The organism is Serratia inhibens (genome assembly GCF_003591175.1).
Lineage (GTDB): Bacteria > Pseudomonadota > Gammaproteobacteria > Enterobacterales > Enterobacteriaceae > Serratia > Serratia inhibens.
Genome location: NZ_QYYG01000001.1, coordinates 1,181,304 through 1,200,462, shown reverse-complemented (window position 1 = coordinate 1,200,462; position 19,159 = coordinate 1,181,304). Strand labels below are relative to the sequence as shown.

Below are 19,159 nucleotides of genomic sequence, written 5' to 3'. Positions count from 1 at the left end.
TTCCATGGCTCGGAGTTAAGCAGACAGAAGCATCAGGGTAGCGCCAGTTATACGCTTTGCCAACCGTTTGCGAGAAAAACACATCGATCTTGTGAAGGGGGCAGATTCAGCATAAAAAATGAGGGAGAAGGGGGCGTTGGCAGAATAAAAAGTTACTCGTGGCCTAAAAACAAAAACAGGGCCGAAGCCCTGTTTTTAACTCAGCCGACGGTGAACCGCCGTCAGGTGTGACAACTTAGAACTGGTAAACCAGACCAACACCTACGATATCATCGGTAGCGGTGCCAGTGGCTTTAGTGAACTCGTTTTCGTCCAGCAGGTTGATTTTGTAATCAACATAGGTGGACATGTTTTTGTTGAAGTAGTAAGTGGTACCAACAGAAACATATTTAACCAGGTCAGCGTCGCCGCCACCGAAGCTAGAACCGTGTGCGGTACGGCCAGCCAGGTCCTTACCTTTAGACTGCAGGTAAGAAATTTCTGGGCGCAGACCGAAGTCGAACTGGTATTGAGCAGTCACTTCGAAGTTCTGGGTTTTGTTAGCGATAGCGGTATCGTAAGCACTTTCGCCGTATGGCGTCATGTTACGGGTTTCGGAGTACATGGCAGCCAGGTAAACGTTGTTCGCGTCGTATTTAGCGCCCACGGTCCACGCATCAGCTTTGTCGCCTTTAGCAGTAGCGTTTTTGGTCTGATCATCAGTACGGTCAGAAGACGCGTATGCAGCACCGAAGCTTACGCCTTCGCCGATGTCATAAGTAGAGGACAGGCCCCAACCGTCGCCGTTTTGTTTCTTCAGAGCGCGGCCGTCGTTTTCGTTCTTGCCCTGGTACTGAACAGCGAAGTTCAGACCGTCAACCAGACCGAAGAAGTTGTTGTTACGGTAAGTCGCAACGCCGTTGGTACGGCCGGTCATGTAGTTGTCGGTGTAGGTATAAGTATCGCCACCGAACTCTGGCAGCATATCTGTCCAGCCTTCCACGTCGTACAGTACGCCGTAGTTACGGCCGTAGTCGAATGAACCGTAGTCAGCAAATTTCAGACCCGCGAAGCCCAGACGAGTTTTGGTACCTTCAGTACCCTGTGCTTCGTCGTGGTTAGCCTGAACGTTGTATTCCCACTGGCCGTAACCGGTCAGTTGGTCAGTAATCTGGGTTTCACCTTTGAAGCCGAAACGAACATAGGTCTGGTCGCCGTCATTGCCTTTGTCGTCGGAGAAGTAGTGCAGACCGTCAACTTTGCCGTACAGATCCAGCTTGTTGCCGTCTTTATTGTAGATTTCAGCTGCGTTTGCTGCACCAGCAGCTAACAGAGCCGGGATTACCACTGCAAGAATGTTGCGCTTCATCATTATTACCCTCATTGGTGTTATTCGGACACCTTTGCCACTGCCGCCAATAATTCTTTTGGAACTATTGTAGATAGATTGGTGTCGTCCTGTGTCTGAACGCAGTGTTCCATTCGCAGGCAGGTTAATCTAGAACGAAAATGCTACCAATGTCCTAATGAGGTTTCAAAAGGAAAGTATATGTAACAAAATGTAATATTCAGGGAACTTTGTGACGCGGGTCAATATTAAAAAATGCGAAAGGCCAGCAAAGCTGGCCCTGGTTTTGTAACTAAATTATTTGGAAATGTTTAGACTGATTAATTAAAAGCTTGCGTTACGCGGGGTGCGTGGGAACGGAATGACATCGCGCACGTTTTGCACGCCGGTAACATAGGCGATTAAACGTTCAAAGCCTAAACCGAAACCGGCATGAGGGACGGTGCCGTAACGACGCAGATCACGATACCACCAGTAATCTTCTTTATTCAGGCCCATCGCTTCCAGACGCTGATCCAATATGTCCAGACGTTCCTCACGCTGAGCACCGCCGATGATCTCGCCAATGCCAGGGGCCAGCACGTCCATGGCCGCAACGGTTTTGCCGTCGTCGTTCATGCGCATATAGAAAGCTTTAATGTCTTTCGGGTAGTTTTTCACCACCACCGGTGCTTTAAAGTGCTTCTCGGCCAGATAACGCTCGTGTTCGGAAGACAGGTCGATGCCCCAAGATACCGGGTTTTCGAAGGTCTGGCCGGAGGCGATCAGGATTTCCACTGCTTCGGTGTAATCTACCTGGGCGAAATCGGAAGAAACAAAGCGCTTCAGGCGCTCAATCGCATCTTTGTCCACGCGCTCGGCGAAGAACTGCATGTCATCCATACGCTCGTTCAATACGGCCTGGAACACATACTTCAGCATTTTTTCCGCCAGTTCGGCGATGTCTTCGAGGTCGGCAAACGCCACTTCCGGTTCGATCATCCAAAATTCAGCCAGATGGCGGCTGGTGTTGGAGTTCTCTGCGCGGAAGGTTGGGCCGAAGGTATACACTTTCGACAGCGCACAAGCATAGGTTTCGCCGTTCAACTGGCCGGAAACGGTCAGGAAAGCTTCTTTGCCGAAAAAGTCCTGGCTGAAATCAACCGCGCCTTTATCGGTGCGCGGCAGGTTTTCCAGGTCCAGCGTCGAAACCCGGAACATTTCGCCGGCGCCTTCGGTATCTGAAGCGGTGATCAGCGGGGTGGAGACCCAGAAGAACCCATTCTCGTGGTAGAAGCGGTGGATCGCCTGCGCCAGCGTATGACGCACGCGCGCCACGGCGCCGATCAGGTTGGTGCGTGGGCGCAGGTGAGCTACCTCGCGCAGGTACTCTATGCTGTGGCGCTTGGCCGCCATCGGATAAGTGTCGGGATCGTCAACCCAGCCAACCACTTTGATGGCAGTAGCCTGCAATTCGAAACTCTGGCCTTCACCCGGTGATGCAACCACTTTGCCGGTGACTTCAATCGAGCAACCGGTGGTCAGATGCAGAACTTCATCCTGATAATTCGGCAGAGAATTATTAACGACGGCCTGTAACGGATCAAAGCAGGAACCGTCATAGACGGCCAGGAAGGAGATACCAGCTTTAGAATCTCTCCGGGTACGTACCCAACCGCGCACGGTGACTTCACTGTCAACCGCAGCACGGCCTTGCAGTACGTCGACTACAGGCACTACGCTCATAGATTTCTCTCTTTATAATTTGGTTTGGAAATAGCTTACAACCCAACAATATGGGGATGCTGCTATGTTACTTGCCGCGATGCAGAGCACAAGCAGAAATCGCCGGATTGGTGCAACATTTCTTGGGGCAGGGCGAAAAGGGAGCGGCGGAAAGTGTCTTATAAAGAAGAAAAAAGCCGGCCTGAAGTTTTCAGCCGGCTTTTTACCCTTTGCAGCGGTTGGCCACTTAGCTGGCTTTCTTCACCAGCGGCAGATCGAAGGCTTTGCGCAACGCCTTCACAAAGGCCTGATCCTGACAGATGGTTTTACCCGGGCTGTCGGACAGTTTAGCCACCGGCTTGCCCTTGCATTCGACCAGTTTGATGACGATATTCAGCGGTTTCACGCCCGGGATGTCGCAGGTCAGGCGCGTGCCGATGCCGAATACCAGGTTGATGCGCTGATAGAAGTGGCGATAAAGCGCCAATGCCTTGTCCAGATCCAGGTTGTCGGAGAACACCAGCGTTTTGCTCATCGGATCGATACCCAACTTCTGGTAATGCGCGATGGCTTTCTCACCCCATTCAAACGGGTCGCCGGAGTCATGGCGCAACCCCTGATAACGTGGTGCGAACTGCGGGCCGAAATCACGCAGAAAGGCGTCCATGGCGATACAGTCGGTCAGCGCGATGCCGAGCTGGTCTGGATATTCGTCCAGCCAGGCCTGCAATGCTGCGCGCTGGCTGTTGGCCAGTACCGGGCTTATCTGTTGATGCGCCTGAAACCATTCATGCGCCTGGGTACCTACCGGCGTCAGGTCGAGTTGATGCGCCAGATCGTAATTGCTGGTGCCGACCAGGTAGGGGAACTCGTTTTTCAGCGTGCTGACGATCGCCTGCTGCACGCTTTTGGAGAAACGGCGGCGGGTGCCGAAATCCATCAGTTTGAAGCGAGAGATATCCACGTCGGCGCTGACGGCTTTAAACTGCGCCAGTTTGCTGCGCAGATGGGCTATCGCCATGTCCGGTGTCACCTGCGGCGAACGGTGACGGTGCACCACTTCGCTGATCACTGCCAGCAAGGGGACCTCCCACAGAATCACTTCGCGCCACGGGCCGGCAATGCGGATATGCAGTCTGCCGTCACGATCGTCGATCTGAACCTGCTGCGGGTCATAGCGGAAATCACGCAACCAGCTCAGGTAGTCCTGACGGAAGAAAGGCAACCCTGAAAGATAGCCAAATTCAGCCTCGGTCAGTGCCAGTTGGCTCATCAGCGCAACTTGCGCACGGATTTCGTCGGCATATTCGCCCAGCAGTTCATCACCACGGCAACGGAATTCCGCCGCCACGCTGATCGCAGGGTAGCGATGGAACACTGCTTGCTGCATATGAAGCTTGTAGGCGTCAGTATCAAGCAGCGATGTCAAAATCGGGGAAGCGTATTGAGTCATAGCGCGTTACTGCATCCTCGTCAGGCGCGAGTCCAAATCCGGATAGTCATAAAAAGTGGAGCGAGTATACCCGGATTATCCTGTTATTGAAGCTGCATCACACCACAAATCGCCGGAGCGGGTCGAGGATTAAACGTGCCTTTATGTCGGTTTGCCGTCAGGTTCCGGGCAGAAAAGCCAGATAAGCCTGTAAGGTGAACGACTTAGCCTAATTAGTCATAAAAATTATAATGTTAATTATTTTAAACAACAATTCAGATAAAACCGGTCGGCGTGTGAATGCTGATCCGATCCTTGCCGTTTTTCTTGCAGAAATAGAGCGCTTCATCCGCCTGTTTGATCGCTGTCGGCAACAGCCCGAGGCTGTTCACCTGGGCAATACCGCAACTGGTCGTGAAACGCACGGTTTGCCCGTCGGCGAGGGTGAGGGTGAGTTGGTGGGTACGCTCGCGCAGCTTAGCCATAATTTCTCGCGCATTCTCAAGCGTGCAGTTGCCGAGGATCACGGCGAATTCCTCACCGCCATAGCGGCAGAAAATGTCGCTGGAGCGGAAGGCGTCCTGCAGCAATTTGCCGAAGGCCACCAGCGCACGGTCGCCGATATCATGTCCGTAATTGTCATTCAGTTTTTTGAAATTATCGATATCAATCAAACAAAAGGCCAACGGGTAACTGCGCGCTGCCAGGGATTCGCATTCACGGAAGAACTTGCGGCGGTTATAGATATTGGTCAAAGGATCAACAAACGAAGAGGCTTCCAGCTCTTTGATCAGCAACTGTTTCTCATTTTCCAACGTCACCTTTTCCAATTGATACTGTTTTAGCTGTTTAATGGCGTCGCTGATGGCGATTAACTCCTGGCCGTAAAACACCTCATTGCGGTCGATGTTCATATTGCCGCGTGACAACCGCAAAATATTGTTATGCGTTTTGGTCAGCCAACGGCTGATATTTGAACAGTAAACCAGCGTCGGCAGGAAAATAAACAGCACGATCAGACCACCGAGAGAAATCAAACCATAAATAGCCGTCAGGCTGGTGTAGATCTTATGCTGTGATGCGACGATTTCCAGTTCAAAACTGCGTTGATAGAGCCGTTGCGAAAGCTCACTCAGATTTTTGACGTACTGATAAATAAATTCGGCCGGGTAGGGAATATGATTATCGACCGCGGTATACAACCCTTGGGTAATCCGGTCGAGTTGCCCTTTCGACAACTGGCGGAGCAGCTCATTCACCAACAGGGTGGTGGGGACATCGTTGTAGGTCAGCTTCATGAAAATAAGCCGGGTGCTTAGTGCATTCAACACCCCGGTGAGCTGTACGGCTTTCAGATAGGCGTCTTTACGCTCCAACTGATTGGTATTCAAGTCAATGACCTGATCGATTAATTCGGTCAGGGACATATTCAGCCGGTTATTCAGGCGCACGGCTTCCAGAAACAGAAACGAGTCGGCGTCGATCATGCGGGTATCGTAGGTATAACGGTAGTAGCTTTTGCTGGTCTGAGAAATGTAGTAGGCGCTGTTGATATTAAACAGATTGGCATTGGCGTCGGTAACATATGAAAGCTGTCGATTATCGTTATCCAGCAATTGTTCCATCAGGCCCAGCATGGAAAGCGCGGCGACTTTTTGCCGTATGCCGAGCTGTTGCGAAATCTTGCTGTCGATATGCGGTTTGAACCGGTCAATTTTTTCGCGCGCCAGGCGGTCAGCCTCCTGCCATTGCGCCGGGGTAATGTTCGCATTCAACAGGCTCAGACGTTTTAAACGGTGCGCCAACAGGGTGGCTTGAAACGCTTCCGAGATCTCTTTGGCGCGACTTATCTTATACAGGTTAAGCTGATTGTCGCGATAGTCGGTATGGGCTTCAATCAGCTCATCGGAAATAAATATGGCGAAGGATGACATCAGGGCAAAGGTAAAAAAATAGATCAGATATTTTACTTTCATATTGCCGGGAGTCCTTGAGCCAGATTTGTCAATTATATCATTGAGTCAGCCGAAATGTCTTAACTATACCCGCAGAGAGCCCATCGGTGGGTAGCGGCTTGGGGGGCGTTGAAGCGGAGATATCCTCCGCAATTATAAAGCATCCGCAAGTGGGTAACATGAAGGGCGGCTTTTAGCATTAAATGCTGATTTTTTCTCTGCATCAGGTGAAGGAACCTGATGGAGTGGGGTATTCGGCGACAGCTTTTGGATCCACCTCCGATTTCTCCGTTCCGGCGTCCCGGCATCTCTAGGCTTTTTTCGTGGCTGTGATACAGTTTATTTACAATCAGGTTCATCGATATTTTCGCGCCTCTGCAGAGGGTGAAATAAGCCAATGATGACCACCTGGCACCTGTAACTCACTGAGACGTCAAAGGGTTTTTATGACACAACAGCCACAGGCGAAGTATCGCCACGATTATCGCGCGCCAGACTACAGCATCACTGACATTGATTTGGATTTTGAACTGGACGCAGAAACGACACGCGTCACCGCAGTCAGCAAGATTAAACGCCAGGGCGCGGCCGATGCGGCGCTGGTGCTGAACGGCGAAGATCTCACGCTGGTGAGCATTCAGATCGACGGACAGCCGTGGAGCGCCTATCAGTTGCAGGATAACAAGCTGGTTATCGAGAAATTACCAGCACAATTTACCATGACTATCGTCAATGATATTCACCCGGCGAAGAATACCGCGCTTGAAGGGCTGTATCTGTCAGGCGAAGCGTTGTGTACCCAGTGTGAGGCGGAAGGTTTTCGTCACATCACCTATTACCTGGATCGTCCGGACGTGTTGGCGCGCTTCACTACCCGCATTGTGGCGGATAAGGCGCGTTATCCTTTCCTGCTGTCGAACGGTAACCGCGTGGGCCAGGGCGAACTGGAGGATGGGCGTCACTGGGTACAGTGGCAAGATCCGTTCCCAAAACCTTGTTATCTGTTTGCGCTGGTGGCCGGTGACTTCGACGTGCTGCGCGACAGCTTCACCACCCGTTCCGGGCGTAAGGTGGCGCTGGAACTGTTCGTTGACCGTGGCAACCTGGATCGCGCCGATTGGGCGATGACCTCACTGAAGAACTCGATGAAATGGGACGAAACCCGTTTCGGTCTGGAGTACGACCTCGACATTTATATGATCGTGGCCGTCGATTTCTTCAATATGGGTGCGATGGAGAACAAAGGGCTAAATATCTTCAACTCCAAATACGTGCTGGCGAAAGCGGAAACCGCCACCGACAAGGATTACCTGAATATCGAAGCGGTGATTGGCCACGAATATTTCCACAACTGGACCGGCAACCGCGTGACCTGTCGCGATTGGTTCCAGCTTAGCTTGAAAGAAGGCCTGACGGTGTTCCGCGATCAGGAGTTCAGTTCAGATCTGGGTTCACGCTCGGTCAACCGTATCGATAACGTGCGTGTCATGCGCGGCGCGCAGTTCGCCGAGGACGCCAGCCCGATGGCGCATGCGATTCGTCCGGATAAAGTGATCGAAATGAACAACTTCTACACCCTGACGGTGTATGAGAAAGGGTCCGAGGTGATCCGCATGATGCATACGCTGCTGGGCGAAGAACAGTTCCAGAAGGGCATCCAACTGTATTTCGAGCGCCATGACGGCAGCGCAGCAACCTGCGATGATTTCGTTCAGGCGATGGAGGATGCTTCCAACGTCGATCTGTCGCTGTTCCGCCGCTGGTACAGCCAGTCCGGTACGCCGTTGTTGACCGTTCGCGATGAATACGACGCAGAGCATCAACAATACCGCCTGCACGTCAGCCAAAAAACCAAACCGACCGCCGATCAGCCAGAGAAGCTGCCGTTGCATATCCCGCTGGATATCGAATTGTACGACGCCGAAGGCAACGTGATTGCCCTGCAGAAAGAGGGGGCGGCGATCGGTAACGTGCTGAATGTCACTGAAGCCGAGCAGACCTTCGTGTTTGACGGTGTGGCGCACAAGCCGGTGCCTTCGCTGTTGCGCGAGTTCTCGGCGCCGGTGAAGCTGGATTACCCGTACAGCGATCAGCAACTGACTTTCCTGATGCAGCACGCGCGCAATGAGTTTGCCCGTTGGGACGCGGCGCAGAGCCTGCTGGCCACCTATATCAAACTGAACGTTGCCAAGCATCAGCAGAAGCAACCGCTGTCTCTGCCGTTGCACGTTGCCGACGCGTTCCGTGCGGTGCTACTGGACGAGAAGCTGGATCCGGCGCTTGCCGCGCAGATCCTGACGCTGCCTTCGGAAACCGAGATTGCCGAACTGTTCGCCATTATCGATCCGGAAGCGATTGCCGCGGTGCGCGAAGCGATTGTCCGTTGCCTGGCGAAGGAAATGGCCGACGAGTGGCTGGCGGTTTATAACGCCAACAAAACCGACGGTTACCGGGTGGAGCATGCCGATATCGGCAAACGCGCTCTGCGCAATCTGTGCCTGGGTTATCTGGCCTTTGGCGACGAGGTGCTGGCCGATCGGCTGGTGGCCGAGCAGTATCGTCAGGCGGACAACATGACCGATTCGCTGGCGGCGCTGGCGGCGGCGGTAGCGGCGCAGTTGCCGTGCAGCAATGCGCTGCTGTCGGCGTTCGATGAGCGCTGGCATCAGGATGGCCTGGTCATGGACAAGTGGTTCGTGTTGCAGGCGACCAGCCCGGCGGCGGACGTGCTGACCCAGGTACGCGGCCTGCTGAAGCACCGTTCGTTCAGCCTGAGCAATCCAAACCGTACCCGTTCGCTGATCGGCGGTTTCGCTTCCGCCAACCCGGCGGCGTTCCATGCGGCGGACGGCAGCGGTTATCAGTTCCTGGCGGAGATCCTCAGCGATCTGAACCAGCGCAACCCGCAGATTGCCGCTCGTTTGATTGAACCCTTGATCCGACTGAAACGCTATGATGCTTCGCGTCAGGCTCTGATGCGCAAGGCGCTCGAACAGTTGAAAGGGCTGGAAAACCTCTCCGGCGATCTGTTCGAAAAAGTCAGCAAAGCGCTCGACGCATAAAAACTGACCAGGGACGGCGCTGCGACATGCCGTCCCTGGTTTCAATTCGTTGCCCGGCGTGGGTTTTCAGCCACTGGCGGGGGCGGTGAAAGCACCCTGTCCAGCACCTCGGCTTCCAGTTCCGCCAACCTGGCCGACCCTTTACGGCGCGGGCGTGGCAGATCAATCGTCAGATCCAGCCCGATACGCCCCTCTTCAATCAAAATCACCCGATCCGCCAGCGCAATGGCTTCGCTGACATCATGCGTCACCAGCAGCACGGTGAAACCATGCTGTTGCCACAGGCCTTCAATCAGCCCCTGCATTTCAATCCTTGTTAACGCATCAAGCGCCCCCAAAGGCTCGTCCAGCAACAGCAGGCGAGGACGATGAATCAGCGCGCGTGCCAGCGCCACTCGCTGTTTTTGTCCGCCGGACAGTGCTGCCGGCCATTCATTGGCGCGATCGGCCAGCCCAACGGCTTCCAGCGCCTGCAACGCGTCGGCACGCCAGTCGCCGCGCAGGCCGAGGCCCACGTTGTCGATCACCTTTTTCCATGGCAGCAGGCGTGCATCCTGAAACATCAGGCGGGTATCCTCTTTGGCGCTGGCGAGGGGAGCATTTCCACTAAGCAGCGCGCCACTGCTGGCTTTTTCCAACCCGGCCATCAAACGCAACAGGGTGCTTTTGCCACAGCCGCTGCGGCCGACCACGGCGACAAATTGCCCTGAACGGATGCGCAACTGAATATTGTCCAGCACCGTACGATTGCCATAGCGTTTGGCAATAGAGTCAAGCGTAACCGGGGTGCCCTGGGGAATTCGGGCGGGAGTCGTCATAGCGCTTCTCCTGATTTAAGTTGATAAGCCGGATGCCAGCGCAGCCAGACACGTTCCAGCCATTGCGCGCTGACGTCCGCCAGCTTGCCGAGCAGGGCGTACAGCACAATCGCCACCACCACTACGTCGGTCTGCAGGAATTCGCGGGCGTTCATCGCCAGATAACCAATCCCCGAGTTGGCGGAAATGGTTTCGGCCACGATCAGCGTCAGCCACATAAAGCCCAGAGCGAAACGCACGCCGACCATGATCGAGGGCAACGCGCCCGGCAATACCACCTGGGTAAATAACCGGAAACCGCTCAGGCCATAGCTGCGCGCCATTTCAAGCAGACCGCGATCGATATTCTTGATGCCGTGATAGGTATTCAGATAGATAGGGAACAGGGTGCCCAGCGCGACAAGAAAAATCTTGGCGGATTCATCGATACCGAACCACAAGATCACCAATGGGATCAGCGCCAGATGCGGTACATTACGGATCATCTGCACGGAGCTGTCCAACAGGCGCTCGCCCCAGCTCGACAAACCGGTGATAAAACCCAGCACCAACCCGATGCTGCCGCCGATGCTAAAACCGATCAGCGCGCGCCAACTGCTGATGGTCAGGTGTTGCCACAACTCGCCGCTTTTGGTTAGCGTCCAGAAAGCGGTCACGACTGCGCTCGGTGCCGGCAGAATGCGGTTCGACAACCAGCCGGCCTCAACGGAGATTTGCCAGATAACCAGCAGTGCGACCGGCAATGCCCAGGGCGCCAGCCGGTGCAAGATGCGTTGTGTGCCCTTTGCCATAGGGTTGCTCCTCAGCTTTGCGACGCTTTTTGCGGCATATAAATATTGCCGACCACTTCGCCCTGCGGTTTGACCGGCCGGTGTTGGGCGGGGGCTTCGTTTTGCACCAAATCGAGATGCGGGAACAGCAACTCGCCGACTCGATAGGCTTCTTCCAGATGCGGATAACCGGACAAAATAAAGGTATCGATGCCCAGATCGGCATATTCCTGCATGCGCGCCGCTACCGTCGGGCCATCGCCGACCAGTGCGGTACCGGCGCCACCACGTACCAGGCCAACCCCGGCCCACAGGTTAGGGCTGATCTCCAGATTGTCTTTCTTGCCGCCATGCAGTGCCGCCATGCGCCGTTGCCCAACGGAATCAAAACGAGCGAAGGCTGCCTGTGCGTTGGCGATGGTCTCTTCATCCAGATTGGCGATCAGTCGGTCGGCCGCCCGCCAGGCTTCTTCTGTGGTTTCACGCACGATCACATGCAGACGAATGCCGAAACGCACCGTGCGGCCCTTGGCTGCGGCTTTGGCGCGAACTTCGGCAATTTTTTCTCTTACCTGTGCCGGCGGCTCCCCCCAGGTGAGGTACATTTCAACCTGTTCTGCTGCCAGATCCTGAGCGGCGGCAGAGGATCCGCCAAAATACAGCGGCGGACGCGGCAGTTGCACCGGCGGATACAGCAACTTGGCACCTTTCACCTGAATATGCTTGCCCTGGAAATCGACGGTTTCCCCTTCCAACACCTTACGCCAAACGTGGGTGAACTCTGCCGAGGCCTCGTAGCGTTCTTCGTGGTTCAGGTGCAGACCTTCTGCCGCCAGTTCTTCGGGATCACCGCCGGTGACCAGGTTAAACAGCGCTCTGCCGTTGGAAAGACGATCCAGCGTCGCGGCCTGGCGAGCTGCCAGCGTGGGCGAAATGATGCCGGGGCGCAGAGCCACCAGGAACTTCAACCGCTGGGTGACCGGGATCAGTGAGGCCGCGACCAGCCAGGAGTCTTCGCACGAGCGGCCGGTGGGGATCAGCACACCGCCGAAACCCAGCCGGTCAGCGGCCTGAGCGATCTGCTGCAAATAGCCGTAATCTACGCTGCGTGCGCCTTCCGCGCTGCCGAGATAATGGCCGTCGCCGTGAGTAGGTAAAAACCAGAATACGTTTAGGCTCATAGTTTGTTCTCCAAAGTTATTGCGCGCTCGGGTGCCAGATGCGTTGAGAGATATCGACCTTCACCGGCACCAAACGGTTGGCATAAAACAGATCGGCGGTTTGCTGTTGGGCGGCAATGGTGTGCGCATCCAAAGGTTTAATGGCGGTCGGTGGGCGATGGTCCAGATAGGTGGCGATCACCTTTTCCGGCAGGCCCATGGCGTTTGCCAACAGCGTGACGCTTTGCGCGCGATCGCTGCGGGTTAGCGCGTCGGCCTGGGTCAGCACCTCAAGCACCTGGCTGATAAAGGGGCCGTGCGCTTGTACATAGGGGCGAACCGCCAAATAAAACGAACCGGTTTGATTCAGACCACTGCCGTCGCCCAACACTCGCACGCCGCCCTGCAGCAAGGCGGCGGAATAGTACGGATCCCAAATCGCCCAGGCATCAACGTTGCCTTGCTGGAAGGCGGCGCGGGCATCGGCCGGGGTCAGGTAGATGGGTTGGATATCGGTAAATTGCAGCCCGGCTTTTTGCAGTGAGCGCAACAGCAGGTTGTGGGAACTGGAGCCTTTCTGGAAGGCGACCTTATGGCCTTTCAACTCAGCGACGGTTTTGATCGGGCTGTTTTCCGGTACCAGAATCACTTCCGCCTTGGGTTTTGGCGGCTCCACGCCGACATAAAGCAGATCGGCGCCAGCGGCCTGGGCGAAGATCGGGGGGATATCGCCGGTGCTGCCCAGATCGATACTGCCGACGTTCAGCGCTTCGAGCATTTGCGGGCCGGCGGGGAATTCTATCCAGCTGATTTTGGTCGAGGGAAAACGCTGTTCCAACAGCTTATGGGTTTTTGCCAATACCAGGCTGACCGATCCTTTTTGGTAACCGATGCGGAACTGCGCCGGATCCTGCGCGTTGGCGGCATTGTTCCACGCAAGGGAGAGGATGCCGGCTAATGTGCCGGCGCCAAGCCAGCGGCGGAGTGAAGAAAGTCGCTTCATCATGATGTCCTTTTCCTTATTATTCTCTTCTCAGTCAGGCGGTTTGACGGGCAAACAGGGAAGGTGAGTGCTTTGCCCTGGGCGGCTTGCGGCGGCCGAGTGCAAGATAAAAGCTTTCCAGCGCCTCTTCCAGGCGGGTTGCCACGCCGTCAGACAGGCTGATCTCTTCATCTCTCAGCACCACCTGGCTGTCGTCGGCAAACACGCCGTGCAGCACTTCTTGCGCTTTCAACGCCGCCAGCACCGGCTTGAGGGCGTAGTCCACTGCCAGCATGTGGCCAATGGAGCCGCCGGTAGCCAGCGGCAACACGACCTTATGGTCCAGTGCACGTTCCGGCAGCAAATCCAGCAGGGTTTTCAGCGCGCCGGAGAACGAGGCTTTATAGACCGGCGTCGACACCAGCAAACCGTCTGCCTGAGCTAACTGCTCGGCAAAAGCTTTGATTGCCGGGCTGTTAAAATTGGCGTAAAGCAAATCCTCGGCATCAAAATCGTGCAGCGTGTAGGCAATCACTTCCACGCCTTGTTGCTGTAACCAGTTTTGACTCAGGGTAAGCAGCGCGGCAGAGCGCGAGGGGATGCGGGGGCTGCCGGCCAGTGATATAACGCGCATTGCCACTCCTTATAACTAAAAGTTAGGTTTAATCAGGAAATGTTCGTGATCTATTTTAAAACTATCAGTTAGGAGCGAGTTGCTTAAATCTCATTTTTTGATTTTGATATGCGCAAATGCGGATTGGCGGTGATAAGAGGAAAACGATTGCGTAAAAACCGCTTTTTTTGCTTTTAATCAATTCCAATTGATCGGGGGATGCCGGATAATCGGCCCCCGGTTTGCAACCGGGAAATCAGGAGAGTACATGTACTACCCCATCATCAGGAAAGCGTTGTTCCAGCTCGATCCCGAGCGTGCGCATGAATTGACCTTTCATCAGCTTCGCCGTATCACCGGCACCCCGTTAGAATTTCTCATTCGTCAGTCTGTGCCGACCAAGCCGGTTAGCTGCATGGGGCTCTCTTTTAAAAACCCATTGGGGTTGGCCGCCGGACTGGATAAAGATGGCGAGTGCATCGATGCGTTCGGCGCCATGGGGTTTGGCTTTGTCGAAGTCGGCACTGTGACGCCACGTCCGCAGCCGGGCAATGATAAGCCGCGCCTGTTCCGTATCGTGGAAGCGGAAGGCCTGATCAACCGCATGGGCTTTAATAACCAGGGGGTGGATAATCTGGTTGAAAACGTTAAAAAATCCCATTTTGGCGGTATTTTGGGGATCAATATCGGCAAGAATAAAGATACCCCGGTAGAGCAAGGAAAAGACGATTATCTGATCTGCATGGATAAAGTTTATCCGTATGCCGGCTATATCGCGATTAACATTTCGTCACCAAATACACCGGGGTTGCGATCCTTACAGTATGGCGAAGCGTTGGACGATCTTTTAGCCGCCATTAAAAATAAGCAGCAGGAATTGCATGCGCGGCATCACAAATATGTGCCGGTCGCGGTAAAGATCGCGCCGGATCTTTCTGAAGAAGAATTGATCCAAATAGCCGACAGCCTGGTGCGTCATAATATTGATGGCGTGATCGCGACCAATACAACGCTGGATCGCAAGTTGATCCAGGGTCTGAATTACTGCGAGCAAATGGGGGGCCTTAGCGGTCGTCCGCTGCAGGCGAGCAGCACTGAAGTGATCCGCCGTTTGTCGATTGAGCTGCAAGGGCGTTTGCCGATTATCGGCGTTGGCGGAATTGACTCTCTGATGGCAGCCCGCGAAAAAATGGCGGCCGGTGCTTCGCTGGTGCAAATTTATTCCGGATTTATCTTCCACGGTCCGCGCCTGATTAAAGATATCGTTAACTACATCTAATATTTTTTGTTTCATTTTCAGCCGGGGGTTTATTTCTTCCCCCGGCTCGTCTATATTTTGTCCACTAGCATAAATATCGTTCGCGGAATTATCTGATGTTTGAGCTACTTTATCGGTGATAAAATCACCTTTTGGGTAAATACAGCGTGGCATGGGCAGCGAGAAGGATAAGAGATGAAGATAAAACCTGACGATAATTGGCGTTGGTATTTTGACGCCGAACACGATCGGCTAATGCTGGATTTAGCCAATGGGATGATCTTCCGCTCACGCTTCCCGGCTAAAATGTTAACGCCGGATGCCTTCGATGAATGCGCCTTTTGCGTTGACGACGCAGCGCTTTATTTTAATTATGAAGAGCAGTGCAAACAGATAAAGCTCAGCCATGAGCAACGCGCCGAGTTGGTATTAAACGCTCTGGTGGCCTATCGCTTCCTGAAACCATTGATGCCGAAAAGCTGGCATTTCGCCCAGCAACACTACCCGCTGCAGCCGAAGAACGGCGAGTTGGCGGCGGTAAAGGTCATGGACAGCGGCGCGGATGCCCGTCTGTTGGTGGTGGAAGCCGGCGATAATGCCAGCCTGTGTCTGCTGGCGCAAAATCAGCTGTCGCTGGCCGGGCGTACCATGGTGCTGGGCGATGCGATCAAGGTGATGCACGATCGCCTCAAACCTTGTGCGCAGGATGAAGCTTCCGCCCCGGCTTACGACAGGGCGGTGTAAGGCAGATTACGCCAGCGTCAAATCGCTTTTCGGAATACAGCTGCAGGAGAGAATGGTGCCGTTGCCGGCGATCGCGCTTTTCTTCAGCGGTGCCACTTCGCCACTGACCAACTCAATACGGCAACTGCCGCAAATCCCCGCACGGCACGAATAAGGCACGCGGATCCCTTGCTGTTCCAACTGTTCAAGCAAGATCTGTTGATTATTGCCGGTAAATACCTTCCCTGCATATTCGATGGTGACGCTCTGCGCACTGTCTTGCGGCGCCTGCACGCTTTCAACCACTTGACCTGCGCCATAAGGGCGGGGCGGCTTGGTGGATAACACTTCAACCGCATCGCCAACGCGGATAATACCGCTGTTGCGCGCCACCAAATTCTGGCCGAAGTCGATATCGCCGTTATTGGCGGTGCGGAATTTCTGCAGGGTGCTCAGCGGTTCGCCGCTGGGGTGTTTGCGCCCGCGTTCGGTGCTGATGGTGGTGAGCACGCAGCGGCTGCAGGGTTTTACCAGATCGAACATCACGTCACCGACGCGGATCACCTGCCAGCCGTCTTCGGCCCAGGCGCTGGCACCGGTCACCACCAGATTGGGGCGGAACTGTTCCAGCTTGATACTGCCGGGGCAGCGTTGCTGCAAATCATTGAACGAGGCTTCGTTAATCAGCAGATATGGGTAGCCGTCGGCGAAAGACAAAGGGATTTCCGGGTGCTTCTTGACTCGCCGGGTCAGCTCAGGGCCGAGCCAACGCAACTGAACCTCACGCTGGAAATAACCGCTCAACCAGCTGTTAATAGCCTGCGGTGCAATCAGGGCGGTGAAATGATTGCCCCACACTTCGGTTGGCTGCGCCTCGGTGGCAAAATCGTTGAAGCGAATGGCGGCGCTTTCCCCATCGGGTGCACTCAGGAACAGGCCGTCCGCCAGCAGTGCGGGGGTAAACAGCACCATCTGCGGATATTGGCGTGCGGTAATAAAGGTGCCATCTGGCTCGGTGATCATAAAGGTGCGATCGAACGCCAGACCGCTGCTGGAAACCTGGGCGTGAGAAAGTTGCAAACCTCGAAGCGATTTAACCGGATGAACGTACAGCCTGGAAAGCGTAATCACCCTTGCCCCCGTGCGATTATTAAATAGAAGGGAGCAACTTTATGACAAGCGGTCTGGATTAGCTATAATGCGCAACAATTTTCTTTTTGGTGATAAGTACGATATGAACTCTCTGTTTGCCAGCACGGCGCGTGGACTGGAAGAACTGTTAAAAAGCGAACTGGAAGCGCTGGGCGCTCACGCCTGCAAAGTGGTGCAGGGTGGGGTACATTTTCAGGGTGACGATCGTCTTCTGTACCAAAGCCTGCTGTGGAGCCGTCTGGCCTCACGTATTTTGTTGCCGCTCAATGAATTCCGCGTACACAGCGATCTGGATCTGTACCTTGGCGTGCAGGCGATCGACTGGACGAGCATTTTTGGCGTGGATAAAACCTTCGCCGTTCACTTCAGCGGCGTTAACGAAGAGATCCGTAACAGCCAATATGGTGCGCTGAAGGTCAAGGACGCCATTGTCGACAGCTTCACCCGCAAGATCGATCAACGCCCGACGGTGGCGAAGCAACAGCCGGACATTCGCGTTAACGTGTTCCTGCAACGCGATATGGCCAGCGTAGCGCTCGATCTGAGCGGTGAAGGCCTGCATCAGCGTGGCTACCGCGATCTGACCGGCCAGGCACCGCTGAAGGAAAGCCTGGCGGCAGCCATTGTGCAACGTTCAGGCTGGCAACCGGGTACGCCGATGCTTGACCCGATGTGCGGTTCAGGCACCTTGCTGATTGAAGCGGCGATGATTGCCTCCGATCGCGCGCCGGGTTTGCACCGGCAGCACTGGGGCTTTACCGCCTGGAACGGCCACAATGTCGATTTGTGGCGTGAAGTGATCACCGAAGCGCAGGTGCGTGCGCGCCGCGGTTTGCAGGAAACCCCCTCGCGTTTCTTCGGCTCGGATATCGATCGTCGGGTGATTGAGATGGCGCGCGGCAACGCCCGCCGTGCCGGCGTTGCCGAACTGATTACTTTTAACGTCAGCGACGTCAGCAAACTGACCAACCCGCTGCCGGAAGGCCCGAAGGGCACCGTGGTCAGCAACCCGCCTTACGGTGAACGTCTGGAAAGCGAACCGGCGCTGATTGCGCTGCATAACATGCTGGGCCGTATCATGAAGAGCGCCTTCGGCGGCTGGCAACTGTCGCTGTTCAGCGCGTCGCCGGAGCTGCTGAGCTGCCTGCAACTGCGTGCAGAACGCCAGTTCAAGGCTAAAAATGGCCCGCTGGATTGCGTACAGAAAAACTACCAATTGGCGGAAAACCCACAGGGCGCCGGCGGCGTGCTGGCGGCGGAAGACTTTGCCAACCGTCTGCGTAAGAACCTGAAGAAGCTCGACAAATGGGCCAGGCAGCAGGGCATTGAATGCTATCGCCTGTATGATGCCGACCTGCCGGAATACAATGTCGCGGTTGACCGTTACGGCAGCAAAGTTGTGGTACAGGAGTATGCGCCGCCGAAAACCGTTGATGCGCAGAAGGCGCGCCAGCGTCTGTTCGACGTGATCAACGCCACGCTGTCGGTGCTGGACCTGCCGTCCAATCAGTTGATCCTGAAAACCCGTGAGCGTCAGAAAGGCAAAAACCAGTACGAAAAGCTGGCTCAAAAAGGCGAGTTCTTGCTGGTGGAAGAATTTAACGCCAAGCTGTGGGTCAACCTGACCGATTATCTCGATACCGGTTTGTTCCTCGATCACCGCATCGCTCGTCGCATGCTGGGCGAGATGAGCAAAGGCAAAGACTTCCTCAACCTGTTCGCTTATACCGGCACCGCCAGCGTACATGCCGGGCTGGGCGGCGCGCGCAGCACCACTACCGTGGATATGTCGCGTACCTACCTGGAATGGGCGGAGAAGAACCTGCGCGTCAATGGCCTGACCGGCAAACAGCATCGATTGATCCATGCGGACTGCCTGTCATGGCTGCATAATGCCGACGAACAGTTCGACGTGATCTTTATCGACCCGCCGACGTTCTCCAACTCCAAGCGAATGGAGAACACCTTTGACGTTCAGCGCGACCATCTGGTGCTGATGCAAGATTTAAAACGGTTGCTGCGCCGTAACGGAACCATCATGTTCTCGAACAACAAGCGCGGTTTCCAGATGGATATGGCCGGCCTGAGCGCACTGGGTCTGGAGGCGAAAGAGATCACCGCCCAGACGCAGTCGCAGGATTTTGCCCGTAACCGTCAAATTCATAACTGCTGGCTGCTCACCCATGCCGGCGAAGGAAAATAA

General features: G+C 54.9%; 14 protein-coding genes. 4 read left to right on the top strand and 10 right to left on the bottom strand.

The features are described from left to right. Positions 1-235: 235 nt before the first annotated feature. The 4 genes from ompC to D4100_RS05760 all read right to left on the bottom strand — a co-directional run bounded on the left by ompC (position 236) and on the right by D4100_RS05760 (position 6,439). The gene (ompC, locus tag D4100_RS05775) at positions 236-1,351 is read right to left on the bottom strand and encodes a porin OmpC (protein ID WP_276330836.1); all 1,116 of its coding nucleotides are present in this window, start codon (positions 1,349-1,351) and stop codon (positions 236-238) included. 300 nt (positions 1,352-1,651) lie between these two features. Beyond that, a complete protein-coding gene (gene asnS / locus D4100_RS05770; RefSeq protein WP_006320763.1) occupies positions 1,652-3,052 on the bottom strand; it encodes an asparagine--tRNA ligase in 1,401 nt (466 codons plus the stop codon). Between the two features lie 226 nt (positions 3,053-3,278). Further along, complete coding sequence (pncB, locus tag D4100_RS05765) at positions 3,279-4,484, bottom strand: nicotinate phosphoribosyltransferase (protein ID WP_119803468.1); 1,206 nt, start codon at positions 4,482-4,484, stop codon at positions 3,279-3,281. 254 nt (positions 4,485-4,738) lie between these two features. Then, positions 4,739-6,439, bottom strand: a complete 1,701-nt coding sequence (locus D4100_RS05760; RefSeq protein WP_119803466.1) for a GGDEF domain-containing protein — start codon at positions 6,437-6,439, stop codon at positions 4,739-4,741. Between the two features lie 425 nt (positions 6,440-6,864). Here D4100_RS05760 and pepN point away from each other — a divergent pair, with 425 nt between their 5' ends. Beyond that, entirely contained in the window at positions 6,865-9,480 is a 2,616-nt protein-coding gene (pepN, locus tag D4100_RS05750) for an aminopeptidase N (protein ID WP_119803462.1), read from the top strand. 41 nt (positions 9,481-9,521) lie between these two features. Here pepN and ssuB read toward each other — a convergent pair whose 3' ends face one another. The 5 genes from ssuB to ssuE are packed head-to-tail and all read right to left on the bottom strand — an operon-like array spanning position 9,522 to position 13,844. After that, on the bottom strand, positions 9,522-10,298 hold the full coding sequence (ssuB, locus tag D4100_RS05745) for an aliphatic sulfonates ABC transporter ATP-binding protein (RefSeq protein ID WP_006320747.1): 777 nt from the start codon (positions 10,296-10,298) through the stop codon (positions 9,522-9,524). Beyond that, entirely contained in the window at positions 10,295-11,089 is a 795-nt protein-coding gene (ssuC, locus tag D4100_RS05740) for an aliphatic sulfonate ABC transporter permease SsuC (protein ID WP_119803460.1), read from the bottom strand. The genes ssuB and ssuC overlap by 4 nt, the downstream gene beginning before the upstream one ends. Positions 11,090-11,100: 11 nt before the next feature. Beyond that, a complete protein-coding gene (ssuD, locus tag D4100_RS05735) occupies positions 11,101-12,249 on the bottom strand; it encodes an FMNH2-dependent alkanesulfonate monooxygenase (protein WP_006320745.1) in 1,149 nt (382 codons plus the stop codon). 16 nt (positions 12,250-12,265) lie between these two features. Continuing rightward, positions 12,266-13,231, bottom strand: a complete 966-nt coding sequence (locus tag D4100_RS05730) for a sulfonate ABC transporter substrate-binding protein (RefSeq protein ID WP_043912952.1) — start codon at positions 13,229-13,231, stop codon at positions 12,266-12,268. Between the two features lie 34 nt (positions 13,232-13,265). After that, a complete protein-coding gene (gene ssuE, locus D4100_RS05725; RefSeq protein ID WP_006320743.1) occupies positions 13,266-13,844 on the bottom strand; it encodes an NADPH-dependent FMN reductase in 579 nt (192 codons plus the stop codon). 247 nt (positions 13,845-14,091) lie between these two features. Here ssuE and pyrD point away from each other — a divergent pair, with 247 nt between their 5' ends. Together pyrD and D4100_RS05715 are read left to right on the top strand one after the other, a co-directional pair. Continuing rightward, complete coding sequence (pyrD, locus tag D4100_RS05720; protein WP_006320742.1) at positions 14,092-15,102, top strand: quinone-dependent dihydroorotate dehydrogenase; 1,011 nt, start codon at positions 14,092-14,094, stop codon at positions 15,100-15,102. A 174-nt stretch (positions 15,103-15,276) separates the two neighbouring features. Further along, on the top strand, positions 15,277-15,825 hold the full coding sequence (locus tag D4100_RS05715) for a cell division protein ZapC (protein WP_006320741.1): 549 nt from the start codon (positions 15,277-15,279) through the stop codon (positions 15,823-15,825). Between the two features lie 6 nt (positions 15,826-15,831). On the opposite strand, the gene D4100_RS05710 is transcribed toward D4100_RS05715, so the two are convergent. Further along, positions 15,832-16,935, bottom strand: coding sequence for a YcbX family protein (locus D4100_RS05710; protein ID WP_119803458.1), 1,104 nt, complete (start codon positions 16,933-16,935; stop codon positions 15,832-15,834). 103 nt (positions 16,936-17,038) lie between these two features. Here D4100_RS05710 and rlmKL point away from each other — a divergent pair, with 103 nt between their 5' ends. After that, positions 17,039-19,159 (top strand): bifunctional 23S rRNA (guanine(2069)-N(7))-methyltransferase RlmK/23S rRNA (guanine(2445)-N(2))-methyltransferase RlmL, encoded by a 2,121-nt coding sequence (gene rlmKL, locus D4100_RS05705; protein ID WP_006320739.1) that lies wholly within the window; start codon positions 17,039-17,041, stop codon positions 19,157-19,159.